The organism is Achromobacter sp. EG18 (assembly GCF_059759395.1).
In genome coordinates, this window is the sequence record NZ_CM186213.1 from 475,260 (window position 1) to 492,238 (window position 16,979).

12 protein-coding genes and 1 pseudogene are annotated in these 16,979 nt (G+C 70.9%); 5 read left to right on the forward strand and 8 right to left on the reverse strand.

The genetic code is table 11. The features are described from left to right. Window positions 1-55: 55 nt before the first annotated feature. On the forward strand, window positions 56-2,644 hold the full coding sequence (locus AC6CR5_RS02310; RefSeq protein ID WP_498085247.1) for a penicillin G acylase: 2,589 nt from the start codon (window positions 56-58) through the stop codon (window positions 2,642-2,644). Here the strand turns inward: AC6CR5_RS02310 and cydC are convergent. Beyond that, window positions 2,610-6,224 carry a thiol reductant ABC exporter subunit CydC gene (cydC, locus tag AC6CR5_RS02315; protein WP_498085248.1) on the reverse strand — a complete coding sequence of 1,205 codons (3,615 nt, stop codon included), beginning with the start codon at window positions 6,222-6,224 and terminating at the stop codon, window positions 2,610-2,612. The genes AC6CR5_RS02310 and cydC overlap by 35 nt on opposite strands. Before the next feature lie 93 nt (window positions 6,225-6,317). Between cydC and AC6CR5_RS02320 the strand changes: the two genes are divergently transcribed. After that, window positions 6,318-7,283, forward strand: coding sequence for a LysR substrate-binding domain-containing protein (locus AC6CR5_RS02320; protein WP_006387045.1), 966 nt, complete (start codon window positions 6,318-6,320; stop codon window positions 7,281-7,283). Window positions 7,284-7,508: 225 nt separating this feature from the next. Further along, window positions 7,509-8,696 (forward strand): NAD(P)/FAD-dependent oxidoreductase, encoded by a 1,188-nt coding sequence (locus AC6CR5_RS02325; RefSeq protein WP_054471060.1) that lies wholly within the window; start codon window positions 7,509-7,511, stop codon window positions 8,694-8,696. 39 nt (window positions 8,697-8,735) lie between these two features. Here the strand turns inward: AC6CR5_RS02325 and AC6CR5_RS02330 are convergent, their stop codons facing one another. The 3 genes from AC6CR5_RS02330 to AC6CR5_RS02340 all read right to left on the reverse strand — a co-directional run bounded on the left by AC6CR5_RS02330 (window position 8,736) and on the right by AC6CR5_RS02340 (window position 11,651). Beyond that, a complete protein-coding gene (locus AC6CR5_RS02330; protein ID WP_054438884.1) occupies window positions 8,736-9,749 on the reverse strand; it encodes a LysR family transcriptional regulator in 1,014 nt (337 codons plus the stop codon). 20 nt (window positions 9,750-9,769) lie between these two features. Beyond that, entirely contained in the window at window positions 9,770-10,570 is an 801-nt protein-coding gene (gene hutG / locus AC6CR5_RS02335) for an N-formylglutamate deformylase (protein ID WP_006387048.1), read from the reverse strand. 136 nt (window positions 10,571-10,706) lie between these two features. Further along, entirely contained in the window at window positions 10,707-11,651 is a 945-nt protein-coding gene (locus tag AC6CR5_RS02340) for a LysR family transcriptional regulator (RefSeq protein WP_498085249.1), read from the reverse strand. 176 nt (window positions 11,652-11,827) lie between these two features. Here AC6CR5_RS02340 and AC6CR5_RS02345 point away from each other — a divergent pair, with 176 nt between their 5' ends. Next, complete coding sequence (locus AC6CR5_RS02345; protein WP_241145420.1) at window positions 11,828-13,021, forward strand: MFS transporter; 1,194 nt, start codon at window positions 11,828-11,830, stop codon at window positions 13,019-13,021. A gap of 58 nt (window positions 13,022-13,079) precedes the next feature. Here the strand turns inward: AC6CR5_RS02345 and AC6CR5_RS02350 are convergent, their stop codons facing one another. From AC6CR5_RS02350 to AC6CR5_RS02360, 3 genes are all read right to left on the reverse strand, one after another. Continuing rightward, window positions 13,080-14,288: an MFS transporter gene (locus tag AC6CR5_RS02350; protein ID WP_498085250.1), complete on the reverse strand. Its 1,209-nt coding sequence runs from the start codon at window positions 14,286-14,288 to the stop codon at window positions 13,080-13,082. Between the two features lie 92 nt (window positions 14,289-14,380). After that, window positions 14,381-14,962 carry a TetR/AcrR family transcriptional regulator gene (locus tag AC6CR5_RS02355; RefSeq protein ID WP_047992962.1) on the reverse strand — a complete coding sequence of 194 codons (582 nt, stop codon included), beginning with the start codon at window positions 14,960-14,962 and terminating at the stop codon, window positions 14,381-14,383. Between the two features lie 209 nt (window positions 14,963-15,171). Next, window positions 15,172-15,555, reverse strand: a complete 384-nt coding sequence (locus AC6CR5_RS02360) for a DUF4180 domain-containing protein (protein WP_047992830.1) — start codon at window positions 15,553-15,555, stop codon at window positions 15,172-15,174. A gap of 105 nt (window positions 15,556-15,660) precedes the next feature. Between AC6CR5_RS02360 and AC6CR5_RS02365 the strand changes: the two are divergent. Continuing rightward, a pseudogene (locus AC6CR5_RS02365) lies at window positions 15,661-15,858 on the forward strand (SAM-dependent methyltransferase); the annotation flags it as partial. A gap of 76 nt (window positions 15,859-15,934) precedes the next feature. Here AC6CR5_RS02365 and AC6CR5_RS02370 read toward each other — a convergent pair. Continuing rightward, on the reverse strand, window positions 15,935-16,975 hold the full coding sequence (locus tag AC6CR5_RS02370; protein ID WP_006386418.1) for a LacI family DNA-binding transcriptional regulator: 1,041 nt from the start codon (window positions 16,973-16,975) through the stop codon (window positions 15,935-15,937). Window positions 16,976-16,979: the final 4 nt, after the last annotated feature.

The following is a 16,979-nucleotide window of genomic DNA, read 5'->3' on the forward strand; positions in this document are numbered from 1 at the left end:
CCATCGCCCGCGGCAGGCTCGCGGCGCGGTCCCATTCGATACGGAGACAGATTCAATGAAGCAGCATGTGTTGTCGGCCGCCCTGGTGGCGGCCTGTTCCTGCCTGCCCGCGATGGCGCAACCCGTGGCGCAAGCCGCGGGCCAGGAGTCCGCAGCCGTCGCGGCCCCGGCGCAAGGCGTCGACGGCAAGGTCACGATCCGGCGCGACGCCCATGGCATGCCGCACGTCTACGCTGACACGGTGTACGGCATTTTCTACGGCTACGGTTACGCGGTGGCGCAGGACCGGCTGTTCCAGATGGAGATGGCGCGGCGCAGCACCCAGGGCCGGGTGGCCGAAGTGCTCGGCGCGTCGATGGTGGCGTTCGACAAATCCATCCGCGGCAATTTTTCGCCCGAACGCATCCAGCGCCAGCTGGCGGCGCTGCCGGCCGCCGACCGCCAGGTGCTGGACGGCTACGCGGCCGGCATGAACGCCTGGCTGGCGCGGATCCGCGCGCAGCCGGGGCAGCTGATGCCCAAGGAATTCAACGATCTGGGCTTCGCGCCGGCCGACTGGACCGCCTACGACGTGGCGATGATCTTCATCGGCACCATGGCGAACCGCTTCTCTGACGCCAACAGCGAGATCGACAACCTGGCGCTGCTGACGGCGCTCAAGGACAGGCACGGCGAGGCCGAGGCCATGCGCATCTTCAACCAGCTGCGCTGGCTGACGGACAGCCGCGCGCCGACCACGGTGCCGCCCCAGGAGGGCAGCTACCAGCCGGCCGTGTTCCAGCCGGAAGGCGCGGACCAGCTGGCCTACGCGCTGCCGCGCTACGACGGCACGCCGCCGATGCTCGAACGCGTGGTGCGCGATCCGGCCACGCGCGGCGTGGTCGATGGCGCGCCCGCCACGCTGCGGGCTCGACTGGCCGAGCAATACGCGCAATCGGGCCAGCCGGGCATCGCAGGCTTCCCGACCACCAGCAACATGTGGATCGTGGGCCGCGAGCATGCCAAGGATGCCCGTTCGATCCTGCTGAACGGCCCGCAGTTCGGCTGGTGGAATCCGGCCTACACCTACGGCATCGGCCTGCACGGCGCCGGCTTCGACGTGGTCGGCAACACGCCGTTCGCCTATCCCTCCATCCTGTTCGGCCACAATGCGCACGTGGCCTGGGGCTCGACCGCGGGCTTCGGCGACGATGTCGACATCTACGCCGAGAAGCTCGATCCGGCCGACCGCAACCGTTATTTCCACGACGGCCAATGGAAGACGCTGGAAAAGCGCACTGACCTGATCCTGGTGAAGGACGCGGCGCCGGTGACGCTGGATGTGTACCGCAGCGTGCATGGCCTGATCGTCAAGTTCGACGACGCGCAGCACGTGGCCTATGCCAAGGCGCGCGCCTGGGAGGGCTTTGAACTGCAATCGCTGATGGCCTGGACCCGCAAGACGCAGTCGGCCAACTGGGAACAATGGAAGGCGCAGGCGGCGCGCCACGCGCTGACCATCAATTGGTACTACGCCGACGACCGCGGCAACATCGGCTACGCGCACACGGGCTTCTATCCCAGGCGCCGGCCGGGCCACGATCCGCGCCTGCCGGTGCCGGGCACCGGCGAAATGGACTGGCTGGGCCTGTTGCCGTTCTCGACCAATCCGCAGGTCTACAACCCGGGCCAGGGGTTCATCGCCAACTGGAACAACCAGCCGATGCGCGGCTATCCCGCCACCGACCTGTTCGCCATCGTCTGGGGGCAGGCCGACCGCTATGCCGAGATCGAGACGCGCCTGAAGGCCATGACCGCCAACGGCGGCAAGGTCAGCCCGCAACAGATGTGGGACCTGATCCGCACCACCAGCTATGCCGACGTCAACCGCCGCCATTTCCTGCCGTTCCTGCAACGCGCGGTGCAGGGGCTGCCGGCCGACGATCCGCGCGTGCGGCTGGTGGCGGGGCTGGGGGGCTGGGACGGCATGATGACCAGCGAGCGCGAGCCGGGCTACTACGACAACGCCGGCCCGGCGGTGATGGACGCCTGGCTGCGCGCCATGCTCAAGCGCACCCTGGCCGACGAGATGCCGGCCGACTTCTTCAAGTGGTACAGCGCCACCGGGTATCCGACGCCGCAGGCGCCTGCCACCGGCTCGCTCAACCTGACCACCGGCGTGAAGGTGTTGTTCAACGCCTTGGCGGGTCCGGCTGCCGGGGTGCCGCAGCGGTATGACTTCTTCAATGGCGCGCGCGCCGACGATGTCATCCTGGCGGCGCTGGACGACGCGCTGGCGGCCTTGCGCCAGGCTTATGGCAAGGATCCGGCCGCGTGGAAGATCCCGGCGCCGCCGATGGTGTTCGCGCCCAAGAACTTCCTGGGCGTGCCGCAGGCCGACGCCAAGGCGGTGTTGAGCTATCCGGCCACGCAGAACCGCGGCACCGAGAACAACATGACGGTGTTCGACGGCAGGTCGGTGCGCGCGGTGGACGTGGTGGCGCCGGGGCAGAGCGGCTTCGTCGCCCCGGACGGCACGCCGTCGCCGCACACCCGCGACCAGTTCGACCTGTACAACAGCTTTGGCAGCAAGCGGGTGTGGTTCACGGCGGACGAGGTGCGGCGCAACGCTACGTCGGAAGAGACGTTGCGCTACCGGCGGTAAGGTCGCGCGCCCCCTGGTGGCTGGCAAGCCGGGCGTACGCGCCTTGCTTGCGCAGCAACTGGTCATGGGTGCCGGCCTCGGCCAGGGCGCCGTTGTCCAGCACCAGGATCAGGTCGGCGTCGCGGATGGTGGCCAGGCGGTGCGCGATCACCAGCGTGGTCCGGTGCCGCATCAGCACATCCAGCGCGCCACGCACCTGCATCTCGGACAGGGTGTCCAGGTGCGAGGTGGCTTCGTCCAGGATCAGCACCGGCGCGTTCTTCAGGAAGGCGCGGGCGATCGAGATGCGCTGGCGCTGGCCGCCGGACAGCTGCATGCCGCGTTCGCCGACGCGCGTGGCCAGGCCCTCGGGCAGGCTGCGCACGAAATCGCCGAGCGCGGCCTGTTCCAGCGCCCGCGCCAGTTCCTCGCGGCTGGCGTCGGGACGCGCCAGGCGGATGTTGCCCTCCAGCGTGTCGTTGAACAGATAGGTGTCCTGCGTCACCAGCGCCACGCGTTCGCGCAGGCCGTCCAGCCGCAGCTGGCGCACGTCCACGCCGTCGAGCTTGACCGCCCCCTGGCGCGGATCCCAGAAGCGCAGCAGCAGGCTGGCCACGGTGCTCTTGCCCGCGCCCGAGGCGCCGACCACGGCCACGGTGGCGCCGGCCGGCACGGTGAAGCTCAGGTCGCGCAGCGTGTCCTGGCTCTTGCCGGGATAGGTGAAATACACGTGGTCGAACGCCAGCGACAAGCCGTGCGGCGCCACCGGCGGCGGCAGCGGGCCGTCGGTGACCGGCTCGGGCTCGTTGTTGACCACGTGCAGGCGGCGGGTGGCGGCGATGGTGTCGGCCAGCTGGCGGCTGACCTGCGAGATCTCCGACACCGGCAGGAACGTGGCCAGCGCGATCAGCACCAGCAGCGGCAGCATGCTGGCCGACAGGGCGCCGGCCGACACCTGCAGCGCGGCGACCACGGCCACGGCCAGGCCGCCCAGGCCCATGGCGGTCTCGAACCAGGCGGTCTGGCGCGACAGGTCGCGCAGGATATCCAGGCGGCGCACGCGGTACTGGTCGGCGACCTTGAGGAATTCCTGGCGGCGGCGGCCGGTGGCCTGGAACGCGGTCAGGTCGGCCAGGCCCTGGATGGTGTCGGTGGTGTGCGCGCTCATCTCGCCCAGCGCCTGGCGGGCGTGGTCGCCCAGCGCGTCGACCTTGCGGCGTCCGCGCACCGGCGACACCAGCGCATAGGCCAGGAACGGCAGCAGCGCCAGCGCCACGGGCCAGCTGTAGAAGGCCAGGAAGCCCAGCACCGACAGCGGCACCAGCACCGAGACGATGGCCGGCGCGATGGTGTGGGCGTAGAAGTACTCGACCATTTCGACGTCCTGCGTCGCCAGCGCCACCAGGTCGCCGGAGCGGCGTTGCAGCAGGTAGGCGGGCGCCAGCCGCTCCAGCTTGTCGTAGAGCTTGACGCGCATGTCGGCCAGCAGCTGGTAGGCCATGGCGTGCGCCAGCCACGATTCGAGCCAGTGGAACAGCGCGGCCAGCGGCGCGGCGATCAGCAGGCCGACGATCAGCGCGGAGGTGTCGCGGCCGTCGCGGATGGCGGCCACCACCAGCGCGCTCAGCACGCCGACGCCGATGAAGGCCGCCACCCGCGCCACGCCAAGAAGGATGGTGGCGATCAGGGTGCCGCGCCAGGGTTGCACCACCGACAGCAGGGTCGCCAGCGTGGCGCGCCAGCCGACCTGTTCGGCATCGGCATCCAGCGAGCGCAGCGCCGGGCCCTGGCCGCCGGCGTCATCGTCGTTGCCATGGGCGGCGGGCGTGGCCGCGCGCGCCATCGCGGCCGGGGCGGGCGCGGCCGGCGCGGCCAGCGCCAGGGCCTGTTCATGCATCAGGCGGTAATACAGGCCGCGCTGGCGCATCAGTTCATCGTGCGGGCCCTGCTCGACCACGCGGCCCTGGTCCAGCACCAGGCAGCGGTCGGCGCCGATCACGCTGGCCAGGCGGTGCGCCAGGATCAGCGTGGTGCGGCCGGCCATCAGGCGGTCCAGGGCCTGCTGGATCAGCGCTTCGTTCTCGGTGTCGACCGACGACAGCGCCTCGTCCAGGATCAGGATGGGCGCGTCGCGCAGCAGGGCGCGGGCGATCGCCACGCGCTGGCGCTGGCCGCCCGACAGTTGCAGGCCGCGCTCGCCGATGCGGGTGGCGTAGCCTTGCGGCAGCGCCATGATGAAGTCGTCGATGTTGGCGGCGCGGGCGGCGGCGCGCACCTCGTCATGGCTGGCGTCGGGCCGGCCCAGCCGCAGGTTCTCGTCGATGGTGCCGTGGAACAGCGTGATGTCCTGGCTGACCAGCGCCATCTGGCCCAGCAGTGTCTGCGTGTCGAGCCGGTTGACGTCGTGGCCGCCGACGCGGATGGCGCCGGCCTGCGGCACGCACTCGCGCAGCAGCAGGCGCACGATGGTGGACTTGCCGGCGCCGCTGGGGCCGACGATGCCGACGCGTTCGCCGGCGGCGACGCGGAACGACAGGCCCTGGTGCGCCGGGCGCTGCGGCGAATACGAGAACGCCACCGCGTCGAATTCGATAGTGGGGTCGAGCCGCGCGGGGGCGGCGCCCGCCTGCACGGCGGGGGCGGCGGTCAGCGGCTGCGCGTCCATCAGCGCGTGGATGCTGGCGGCGGCCGATTGGCCCAGCATGCCCCGGTGCAGCACCGAGCGCAGGTCGCGCAGCGGGCGGAAGATCTCGGTGCCGGCCATCAGCACGATCAGCAGCGCTTCCACGCTCATGTCGCCGGCGGCCACGCGCCAGGCGCCCACGGTCAGCGCCAGCGCGGCGCCCAGCGCCACGCCCAGGTCGCTGATGCCGCGCGTCAGCAGGCTCACCGACAGCACCCAGAAGGTGTTGTCCGACAGGGCCCGGGCGCGGGCGGCCAGGCGCTCGCCCCAGGCCTTGCCCTGGCCGTACGATTTCAGTGTCGGCAGGCCCTGGACGGCGTCCAGGAATTCCTCGCCGAATTCGTTCAGCGAGCGGGTGCGCGCCAGGCTGGCGCGGCGGTCGAGCATGTGCACGGCCATCGGCCCGAACAACGCGAACAACGCCGCGACCAGGAACACCAGCGCGGTCGGCACGTCCCAGAAAGCGATGACGGCGAAGATCGCGAACGGCGCGGCCGCGGCGATGGCGACCTGCGGCAGGTACTGGCCGAAGAAGGTCTGCAATTGCTCCACGCCGTCCACCACCGTCAGCATCACGCCGCCGGTGCGCTGGTTGGCGAACCAGGCCGGCCCCAGCGCCACGATGCGGTCGTAGAGCCGCGCGCGCAGCGTCTGCTGCACCTGCGCCGAGCAGCGGTTGGCCTGCACCGTGCGCAGGTGGTCGAGCAGGGCGCGCAGCAGCACCATGGCGCCGGCGTACAGGGCCGGCGCGAGCCAGTCCTGCCAGGGCGCGCCGTCGAACACGCGCGCCAGCAGCTGGCCCAGGAAAACGTAGCGGGCGATGCCCGCGGCCAGCGCCAGCAGGCCGAGGAAAATGCCGCCCGCCATGCCGGCGCGCAGCCCCGCGGTCAGTTGCCAAAGCCTCGAATCGAAATACATATCAATGCTCCTTGCAGAGCCTGCATGGTCACGCATCCGGCCCTTGCGCGATAGCGATAGTTATTCAATCATGGGTTGAGATAAACTCAACCCATGCCGACCCTGCCCACCCATATGCCGCCCTTGGCCGCGCTGCGCGCCTTCGAGGCCGTCGCCCGTCTGGGCAGCCTCAGCCGCGCCGCGGCCGAGCTCAACGTCACCAAGAGCGCCGTCAGCCATCAGCTGCGCGCGCTGGAGGCCGACCTGGGCGTGAGCCTGCTGCGCCGGGGCGGCACGGTGCGCCGGGCGGAAACCACCGAGGCCGGCGCCGCGCTGCTGGTGTCGGTACAACAGGCCTTGACCCTGCTGGAGACCGCCTGCCGCCATGCCCGCAGCAGCGCGCGCGGCAAGCGACGCTACAACCTGAACGTGTCGGCCAACCCCTCGCTGGCCGCGCTTTGGCTGGCGCCGCGCATCGGCCGCTTCATCGAACTGCACCCGGACATCGACATCCAGGTGTTCCTGCACGCCAGCCAGGACCCTGCCTGGAAAGCGCAGGACATCGACCTGGCCTTCCTGCACGTGCGCGCCCTCGGCCCGCACCTGGCGGCGCCGGGCGATATCCCGCTGATGACGGAAACCGTGGTGCCGGTGTGCAGCCCGGCGCTGGTCGCGCCCGACGAACGCGACGACCCCGCGGTCTTCACGCGCCACCGCTGGCTGGAGGAAAAGCACATCGACAGTCCCGAAACCGATTGGCGCACCTGGCGTCCGCGCCTGGGCCTGCCGGAAAGCGCCGGCCAGGATCCGCTGGTGCTGAGCGGCCTGAGCACGGTGGTGGCGGCGGCGGCCGCCGGCGTCGGCATCGCGCTGGGGCGAGCGCCATTGATCGACGAGGAACTGGCCAGCGGCCGGCTGGTGACGCTGGCGCCGGGGCTGCGCATGCCGGGCTCGTGGGGATACGTGATGCGCATCCACGCCAACCGGCCGATGGACGCCTCGTTGCCGGCGCTGGTGGAGTTCCTGGCCGAGGAGGGGCGCGGCGCGACGATGTCGTGGCGTCAGCCGGGCGCGGCCTAGTGTGCTGTCCCCTGGATTTCGTGCGGGCGTGTCCACGGGACAGCACACTGGCCGTCGCGCAGCCGCTGGCGCCTGGCCTGGACGCTGGCGGGCCGGCTGCCATGACGCCGTTTTCCTTCCATCGTTGCCCATCGATCGCTTCTACTCAACATTCGCCGCGCTGATATAGCGGGCGCCGGCCGCGGCCCGCGTCACACTGCCGCCATTGCTTTCTGGAGCGTGGCCATGAAGAGTTATGACGTGATCGTGATCGGCGCCGGCGTGGTCGGCGCCTCGGTCGCCTTCCACCTGGCGGCCCTGGGCGCCCGCAACGTGCTGGTGCTGGACCGCGGCGCCATCGGCGCCGGCACCACCGCGCAATCGTCGGGCATCCTGCGCACCCATTACTCGGTGCGCGAGAACGTCGAACTGGCGCGGCGTTCGTGGGGCGCGTTCACCGACTTTGCCGCCTACGTCGGCGACGACGACGCCGCCAGCGGCCTGGTGCGCTGCGGCTACCTGATAGCCGCGGCCGACGATGACAAGCGCGCGCCGCTGGCCGCGGCGCTGGCGCAGCAGCGCGCGCTGGGCATCCCGGTGCACGAACTGGACGCGGCGCAGGCGCGCGAGCTGCTGCCGATCGCCGATTTCGGCGATGCCGCGCTGATCGGCTTCGAGCCCGAGGCCGGTTTCGCCGACGCCTACCTGGTCGCGACCAGCTTTGCGCGCGCCGCGCGCCGGCGCGGCGTGACGATCCGCGAGAACGTGGCCGTGCACGGCCTGTTGGCGCGAAACGGGCGCGTGACCGGCGTGACCACGTCGGCGGGCGACTACGCCAGCGCGGTGGTGGTCAGCACCCAGAACATCTGGACCGCCGAACTGGCGGCCTGGACCGGCGTGGCGATGCCATTGGCGCCCGAGCGCCACGCGGTGCTGGCGCTGCAATGCGCCGCCGCGCCCTATACCTACACGATGCCCGTCTACAAGGACCTGGCCTCGCCCGGCATGCTCTATTGCCGCAGCTATGGCGGCAACCAGATGCTGGTCAGCGAGGGCACGGAGGGCGAAAGGCTGGCGCCCGGAGAGGTGGAGCAGGGCGATGTGCCGCTGGATTACGTGGCCGAGGTCGGCGAACAGGTGGCCGCGCGCTTTCCGGCCTATGCCGAGGCCGGACTGGCCGCGTCGTGGACGGGCGTGTACGACGTCACGCCCGACTGGAATCCCGTGCTGGGACGTATTGCCGGGGTCGAAGGGCTGGTGGCCGGATTCGGTTTTTCCGGACACGGTTTCAAGCTGTCGCCCGCGGTGGGGCGGGTGCTGGCGCAGGAAGCGCTGGGGCTGGCGACCGACGTCCCGCTGGCGCCGTATGCGCTGGCGCGTTTCACGCGCGGCGCGCTGCTGACGGGCAGCTATGGGCGCGGCGCGGTGTCGTGACGGCGCGGGCCGGGACGCCCGACGCGCGCGGCCGGCGGCTCAGCGGCGCAGGCTGCGCCACAGCGTGGCAGGCGGCAAGCCCAGCGCCGGCGCCACGTCTTGCCGCATCAGCCGTTCGACCGCCACCAGGATCACGTTGCGGGCCTCGGCCGGGAGTTTGCCGGCCTCCTGCGGCCGCGCCGCCAGGTAGAAGCTGCGCGCCAGGTCAGGCGCATCGGCGCGGGTCTTGTCCAGGCAGGGCGCCAGCGGCAGCACCCGCAATTGATCGACGAAATGGCGCGATTGCCAGATGCACAGCGGCGTGCTGATGGCGAAGCCCAGGCCGGCCGTGACCAGGCTGAGCAGCGGATCGGTGTTATCGAATTCGAAGGTGCGCTCGATGAAGACGCCGCGCGATTCGAGCAGCCGGTCGATGGCGGCGCCGATGTGCGAACGCGCGCTGTAGCGGATGAACGGGCTGCGGCGCGCCAGTTCGGCCAGCGAGCGCGCATCCCGCGGCGGCGTGGCGCGCGGCAGCACCAGCAGGTAGGGCTCGCTGAACAGGCCGAGCTTGCGGATGGCCGGCGCATCGGCGGCGGCGCTGGTGCTGATCACCAGGTCCAGCTGGCGTTCTTCCATTTGTCTGTCCAGCACCGGGGTAATGCCGGACCACAACCGGATCTGGCGCGACGCGCCCGACAGCCCGTGGATCAGCGTCGGCCCCAGGGTGCCGGCGAACGAGTCGACACAACCGAAGCGCACGATGTTGCGCCGCGCGCGGCTCAGGTTGCGCACGCTTTCGGTCATGTCGCCGGCCTGCGCCAGCAGGCGCGACGCGTGCTCGAACAGCAGGTCGCCGGCGGGGGTGGGGCGCGCCGGCCGGGTGCTGCGGTCGAGCAGTTCGGTCGACAGCGCGGCTTCGAGCTGCTTGATCCGTTGCGACACCGCCGCCTGTGACAGTCCCAGCAAACGGGCCGCGCCCGAAACCGACGCGGCCTGCACCACCGCCACCCAGGCCAGCAGCAGGCTCCATTCGGGATACGGATCCGCGTCGCGGTCGGGCAGGCGGTTCATCGGGCGATCGGGCGGGCGGATCAGCGCTTGCGCGCCAGCGTTTGCGCCAGCGCGGCGCGCACCATGCCCTCGACCACCGGGATGACCTTGGCGGCCGCGTTCGCCTGGTAGCCGTAGGGATAGGACTCGTCCATATACGTGGACTGGCACATCTCCAGTTGCACGGCATGGATGTCCTCGGCCGGCGAGCCGTAGTGGCGGGTGATGTAGCCGCCCTTGAAACGGCCGTTCACGGCGCTGGTGTAGCCGCAGCCGGGCAGGCGTTCGGCGATGGCGTCCAGGATGTCGGGCGCGCAACTGGCGCCGTCGGCCGTGCCCACGTTCAGGTCGGGCAGCTTGCCTTCGAACAGGCGCGGCAGCACGCTGGCAATCGAATGGGCTTCCCACAGCAGCACGGTGCCGTGTTCGGCGCGGATGCGGTCGAGTTCCTCGCGCAGCTTGGCGTGGTACGGCTGCCAGTAGGTCTGCAGGCGGTGCTCGCGCTCGTCGTCGGTCAGCGCCGCGTTGTGCTGGTACAGCGCCTCGCCGCGGAAGGTGTGGGTCGGGCACAGGCCGGTCTTGGTCTGGCCGGGGTACAGGCTTTCGTCGTTGGGCGGGCGGTTCAGGTCGACCACGTAGCGCGAGTAGCGCGCGCCGAGCACCGAGGCGCCCAGCGCGTCGGCGAACTGGTACAGGGTGTCCAGGTGCCAGTCGGTGTCCCCGGACTGCTGGCCGACGGCCGTCATGCGGGCGCGCTGCGCATCGGGCAACTGGCTGCCCAGGTGGGGAATGGAGATCAGCAGCGGCGCGGTGCCGCGGCTGAAGTGATAGATGTCGCTCAAGAAAAACTCCGGGGGTAAGGCGGGTCAGGCTAGCGCGGCAAGAAGGCCGGCTGGGTGCCGCGCTATGCTAGTGTGAGGCTGCGCGGCGCGGGCGTTTGCATCGTGCAAGGCGATGCTGATCATCATGATAGCTGATTCAAATCGGAGGCGACCCGAACCCGCCCCAGGGCGCGCCGCCGGCCCAGCGCGCCGCGATCTCGTCGATCAGGCGGCGTACCTTGGGCGCCAGGTGTCGCCGGTGCGGGTACACGGCGCAGACCGGCGCGCCGGGCGGCGCATAGGCTTCCAGCAGCGGCACCAGGCGGCCCTGGCGCAGGTCTTCGCCGACCAGGAAGGCGCCCAGCTGGACGATGCCGGCGCCGTCGAGCGCGGCATCGCGCAGCGCTTCGGTGTCGCCCAGCCGCAGGCGCCCGGCCACGGCAACGCTGCGCTCCTGGCCATGGCCGGCGTAACGCCACGGCACGGGTGCGCCCATGTGGGTAAAGGCCAGCGTCCGGTGGCGCGCCAGCGCGTCGGGCGAGGCCGGGACGCCGTGGCGTTCCAGGTAGGCGGGGGCGGCGCAGGTGATGAGCCGATGCGGCGCCAGCACGCGCCGCACCAGCCGGCTGTCGGCCTCGCCGCCGATGCGGATGGCGAGGTCGATGCCATCGCGCACCAGGTCTGTGTAGTCATCGCTGAAGCTCACGTCGGCCTCTACCTCGGGCCATTGCCGCAGGTAGCCCGCCAGCAGCGGCATGACGTGCAGGCGGCCCAGCGCCACCGGCAGGTCGATGCGCAGGCGGCCGCGCGGCGCCTCCTGGCGGCTGGCCATGGCGCCGGTGGCGTCGTCGACTTCGGCCAGGATGCGCTGCGCGTGCTCGTAGAAGAGTCGGCCTTCGTCGCTGAGACTGACGCTGCGGGTACTGCGATGCAACAGCCGCGCGCCCAGGCCCTGTTCGAGCCGCGCGATGCATTTGCCGATGGCCGAGCGCGACAGGCCCAGCCGTTCGGAGGCCAGCGTGAAACTCTGCGCGTCGGCGACGCGCACGAATGCGAGCACGTCGCCGAGGTGGTCGATGCCGGTGGCGGTGAGGGGCGTCATGGGTAGTTCCAACAGGAAAGGGAGCGAGCGCTCGATTGGCGACAAATCGTCCCTTTTGTTTATTTATGAAGCTACTTTATCAGTGAAATGGAAACAGTAGACTGGCCAGGTGGACGGACCCCACGACCGGCCCGCCATTCACTTTTCCATTGTTCCCCTCAGGTGAGAAACCTCCCATGACCCGCAGCATCGCCATCGAACCCCGGCCCGCCACGGCGGCCACCAGCCCGCCCGCTGCCTGGGCCGGCGTGCTGGCGGCCGGCATGGCGACGTTCTGCGTCGTCACCACGGAGATGCTGCCCGTGGGCTTGCTGCTGCCGATCGCCGCCAGCCTGGACGCGTCGACCGGCCGTGTCGGTTGGCTGATGGTGGTGCCCGGCCTGCTGGCCGCGCTGTGCGCGCCGCTGGTGGTGATGGGCGCGCGTGGCGTCGACCGCCGCCGCATCCTGTGCGGCCTGCTGTTGCTGCTGGCCGCCGCCAACCTGGGCAGCGCCTTGGCGCCGGACATGGCGTGGTTCCTGGCCGCGCGCGTGCTGGTGGGCGTCTGCATCGGCGGCATCTGGGCGGTGGCCGGCGGCCTGGCGGGACGGCTGGTGCCGCCCGCCGCCATCGGCATGGCCACCGCCGTGATCTTCGGCGGCGTGGCGGTGGCGTCGGTGCTGGGGGTGCCGCTGGGCGCATTGATCGGCAACCTGGCGGGCTGGCGCAGCGCGTTTGGCGCCATGGCGGCGCTGAGCGCGGCCGTGCTGCTGTTCGCCGCGCTGGCCTTGCCGCCGCTGCCGGTGGCGCAATCGGTCACGGCGCGCCAGCTGGGCCGGCAGTTGCGCAACCCCGACGTGCGGCGGGGGCTGTTCATCACGCTGTTCCTGGTGGCCGGGCATTTCATGGCCTACACCTTCGTGCGGCCCGTATTGCAGTCGATGGCGGGGTTCGCGCCGGCCTGGATCGGCCCGCTGCTGTTCGCCTACGGCGTGGCCGGCATCGCGGGCAATTTCGCCGCCGGCGGCATGGCGGGACGGCGCCCGCGCGCGACCCTGCTGGCGATTTTGCTGGGCCTGCTGGCGACGCTGGCATTGCTGCCGTGGCTGGGCCAGGCGCGCGGCGCCGTGGTGGCGCTGTTGCTGCTATGGGGCCTGTCGTACGGCGGCGTTTCGGTCGCGTTGCAGACCTGGGTGATGCAGGCTTCACGCGGCGCCATCGAGGCGGCGACGTCCTGGTTCGTCGGCGTGTTCAATCTGGCGATCGCGCTGGGGGCGCTGGCGGGCGGCATCGGCGTCGACCGCTGGGGGCTGCCGGCCACGTTGCTGGCCGCCGCCGCATGCATGCTGGCGCCACTGGCGGCGATCGCCGGCCGCAGCGCGCGCGACTGAGGGTCGCCGCGGCGCGCCGCTCGGTCACGGCGGCCGTACGCCCGCCGCGGCCCTGACGTCAGTGCCGGTGACCGGGGCGAAAGCCGTGGCCGCGGGCGCGCCAGGCCGCCAGCAGCGCGATCGCGGCCAGGGCCGCCACCGTCCATGCGAAGGAGCCCGCGCCGGCCGTGTCCAGCAGCACGCCGCCGAGCAGGCCGCCGCTGGCGATACCCAGATTGAAGATCGTGACCAGCATCGATTGCGCCACCTCCGAATGTTCGCCGGCGGTGTCGGCAAGGGCGGTCTGCAACAGCGTCGGCGCGCCGCCGAAGCTCAGTCCCCACAACGCCACGCCAGCCATCAGGACGACGGGGTGGGCGCCGGCCAGGCCCAGCGCGGTGGCGGTCAGCGCGAACAGTGCCAGCGACAGCAGCGTCAGCCGGCGCAGGCGGCGGTCCACCAGCACGCCCGTCAACAACAGGCCGGCGACCGCGCTGGCGCCGAACACTAGCAGCACCATGTCCACGGACGCCGGCCGGCCCAGGTGGATCAGGTAGGGCGCGATGTAGGTATAGAGCACGTTGTGCGCCAGGATCCAGGTGAACAGCACGAACAGGATCGGCCGGATGCCGGGCAGCAGCAGGGTCCGCGCGATCGGCAGGCGCTGGCGCGCGGCCTGGCCGGCGAAGTCGGGCACGGCCGCGCGGATCCACACCACCAGCGCCAGCGACACGGCGGCCATCAGCCAGAACACGCCGCGCCAGTCCATCAGGCTGCCCAGCCAGGCGCCGGCCGGCACGCCCAGGCACAACGCCAGCGGCTGGCCCGCGCCCACCACCGCCAGGGCCCGGCCCTGCTGGCGGGTGGCCACCATGCGGCGCGCGTAGCCAGCCAGCAGCCCCCACAGCAGGCCGGCCGCCATGCCGCCGCCAAAGCGCGCCGCCAGCGCCAGCGCGTAGTGCGCCGACAGCGCGGTCACCATGTTGAAAATGCACAGGCCGCCGATGGCCAGCAGCAACAGCGGGCGGCGGTTCCAGCCGCGGGTAGCGACGATGATGGGAATGGCCGCCAGCACCGAGCCGGCCGCGAACAGGGTCACCAGTTGGCCGGCCAGCGCCTCGGACACGCCCAGGCCCTGGCCGACCTGCGGCAGCAGGCCGGCGGGCACGGTCTCGGTCATGATGGTGATGAAGCCCGCCAGCGCCAGGGCCAGCAGCCTGCCCATGGGCAGGCTGTCGGCGCCGTGTTCGGGACAGCCCTCGGCGGGCAGGGGAGAGGTGAAACTCATGCGGAAGCTCCGATTGCGATTAAATTGGAATGATCATTCCAAAAAAGAACGAAAAAAAGCGCGGGTGCCGAGGTGCCCCAGTATGCCAGGCCCTAGATCGTGCCCAGCGCCACTGAAATCACGTCGCCCAGCCATTGGCGGCGCTCGCGCGCGTTGCTGCCTTTGCTGACCACGCGCAGGCCCTGGATGGTGGTGACGATGAAGCGGGCCAGCGCGCGCGGCGACCTGCCGGCGTCGATCTCGCCGTTTGCCTGGCCGTTGGCCAGGATCTGTTCCAGCGCCTTTTCCAGGCGTTGGAAATTGCGCCGCACCAGTTCGGCCACCATCTCGTCCTGCCCCGCCATTTCGAGCGAGGCGTTGGCGACCAGGCAACCGCGCCGGGTGGGTTCGCGCAATTCGTCGTTGGCGATGAAGTCGAGCAGACGGCCGATGCGCTCGCGCGCATTGCCGGGACGGGCCAGCAAGTCGAGATTGGCGGCCGTCAGTTCGTGATAGCGCCGCAGCGCGGCCTCGTACAGGCCTTGCTTGCTGCCGAAGGCGTTGTAGAGACTGCCGCGTCCCAGCCCGGTGCCGTCCACCAGATCCTGCACGGAGGTCGCGGCATAGCCGCGCCGCCAGAACACCTGCATGGCGGCGTCGGCGACTTCGTCGGGCTCGAAATCCTTGGTGCGCATGGCGTGTTTTTTGGAATGATCGTTCAAATAAGAATAAGGTTCATGGCGAGCCAGCGTCAAGCAAGACCGTCCGCGCCGAAGGGGCTTTGCGCAATGGGCCGAGCTTGGCGCTCCTTGAATTCCCGCCTTTTCCATGCCGGCAATAACCACTAGCCGCGTCACGGGCTCGCCGGGCAGGAGACGAGCCAGGCAGCCGACCTATGGCCCGTTCAGCCTTGGCCTGCAGTCAATCGCGCGGTCAGCGCCGCCATGTCGTCCAGCAGCCAGAACACGCGACCGTGGTTGGTCTCGTAGGCGAAGTCGCGCAGCGACTTGCTGGCGGCCAGATATGCCGAGATGTCGCCCACCACCGCGCAATGCAGGCGGTAGTTGACGAACTTCTGGATCAGCTCGCCGGCGATGCGCGTCTCCAGCCGGAAGAAATCGGGATGCACGCGCGCGGCGGGCAGCGCCAGCCATTCGGCCTCGTGTTCCCAGGCGGCGCTGATCAGGTCATTGGTGTCCTGGCCGGTGGCCAGGGCCGGGCCGGTCTCGCCGTATTGCAGGACGCGCTTGCCGCCGATGTCGACGAGCCTGGGGGATGAGGTGCTCATGGCGTGGATGCCTGGTTCAAAGGGCGTTGTCTTGGGGCGATCATGATATCCGGGCCGCGAATCTCTTTGGCGGCAGGGGTTTGCCGCCCGATGCTCGACGCGGCGGCGCTGGACGCCAAGCGCGCGCGCGGCGAGGCCCTGGTGTTCGGCCACAGCCTGCGGGACCAGATCGGCGGCCAGCTGGACGCCGGTTTCCTGCTGGCGGGCTTTCACGAAGACCAGCAGCCGCGGCCGCGCTTCCTGATCGACCGCTACGTGCCGACGTTCCTGGCGACGCGGGCGATCAAACCGGCGCGGGGGTGAGGAAAGCGGCGATCGTCCGGGCCGATCGGGCCGGGCGGTTGGCCATGCGGCCGGTGGCCGAGCCTGTCGGCGCGGTTCAGCCCGGTATCGGCCGGTCGCTGCTGCCGCGCACCACCAGCGTGGGCGCCAGCCGCACGCTGTCCGGGCGGCCGCCGGCGATTTTCTGCAGCAACAGTTCCAGCCCCAACCGCCCCATCTGGTGCATGGGCGAGTGGATGGTGGTCAGGCCGATGGGCAGGGCGCCCGCCAGCGGCGTGTCGTTGTAGCCCACCACGGCCACGTCGCGGCCGGCCTCCAGGCCGTGCTCGCGCGCCGCGCCCATCACGCCCACCGCCAGGAAGTCGTTGACCGCGAAGATGGCGGTGGGGCGGTCCGGGCCGGCCAGCAAGCGCGCGCCCACGTGGCGGCCGGCGTCGGTGTCGAACGGGCTTTCGATGCGCCATGCGGCCGGGACCTCGACGCCGTGCCTGGCACAGGCCGCGAAAAAGCCCGCCGAGCGGTCGCGGCCCGTGCTGGTGAAGGGTTCGCCCACCATCACCGCGATGCGCCGGTGGCCCATGGCCAGCAGGTGCTCGGCCGCCAGCCGGCCGCCTTCGAGGTCATCGCAGGTGACGGCGCAGTGGTCGTCGGCATGGCGGCTGACCAGCACGAACGGCACGTCGCGCCGCGCCAGTTCGGCCAGCAGCGGATTGGGCGCGGCGCCGTCGTGGCTGTGGGCGTCGCCCAGGATCAGGCCGTCCACGCGCCGCGCCAGCGCCATGTCGATCAGCTTGCGCTGCTTGTCGGGCACGTCCTGGGTGTTGGACACGAAGGTCAGGTAGCCGTGTTCGGCCGCGGCCTCGTCGATGCCTTCGTAGATGGTGGCCAGCACCATGTCCGACAGGCGCGGCACCAGCACGCCGATGGTGCGGCTGCGGCGCGTCTTGAGGCTGGCGGCGTGGGGATTGGTCTGGTATTGCAGCTCGGCGGCCAGCGCCCGGATCCGTTTGACGGTGTCGGGCGCGGCGGCGGCGCGGGCGTCGTCCTCGGAACCATTGAGGACGCGGGACACGGTCGACACGTTCAGGCCGAGCTGCCGCGCCAGGCTTTGCAACGTGACAGGGCGGGATTTGTTCATGGAG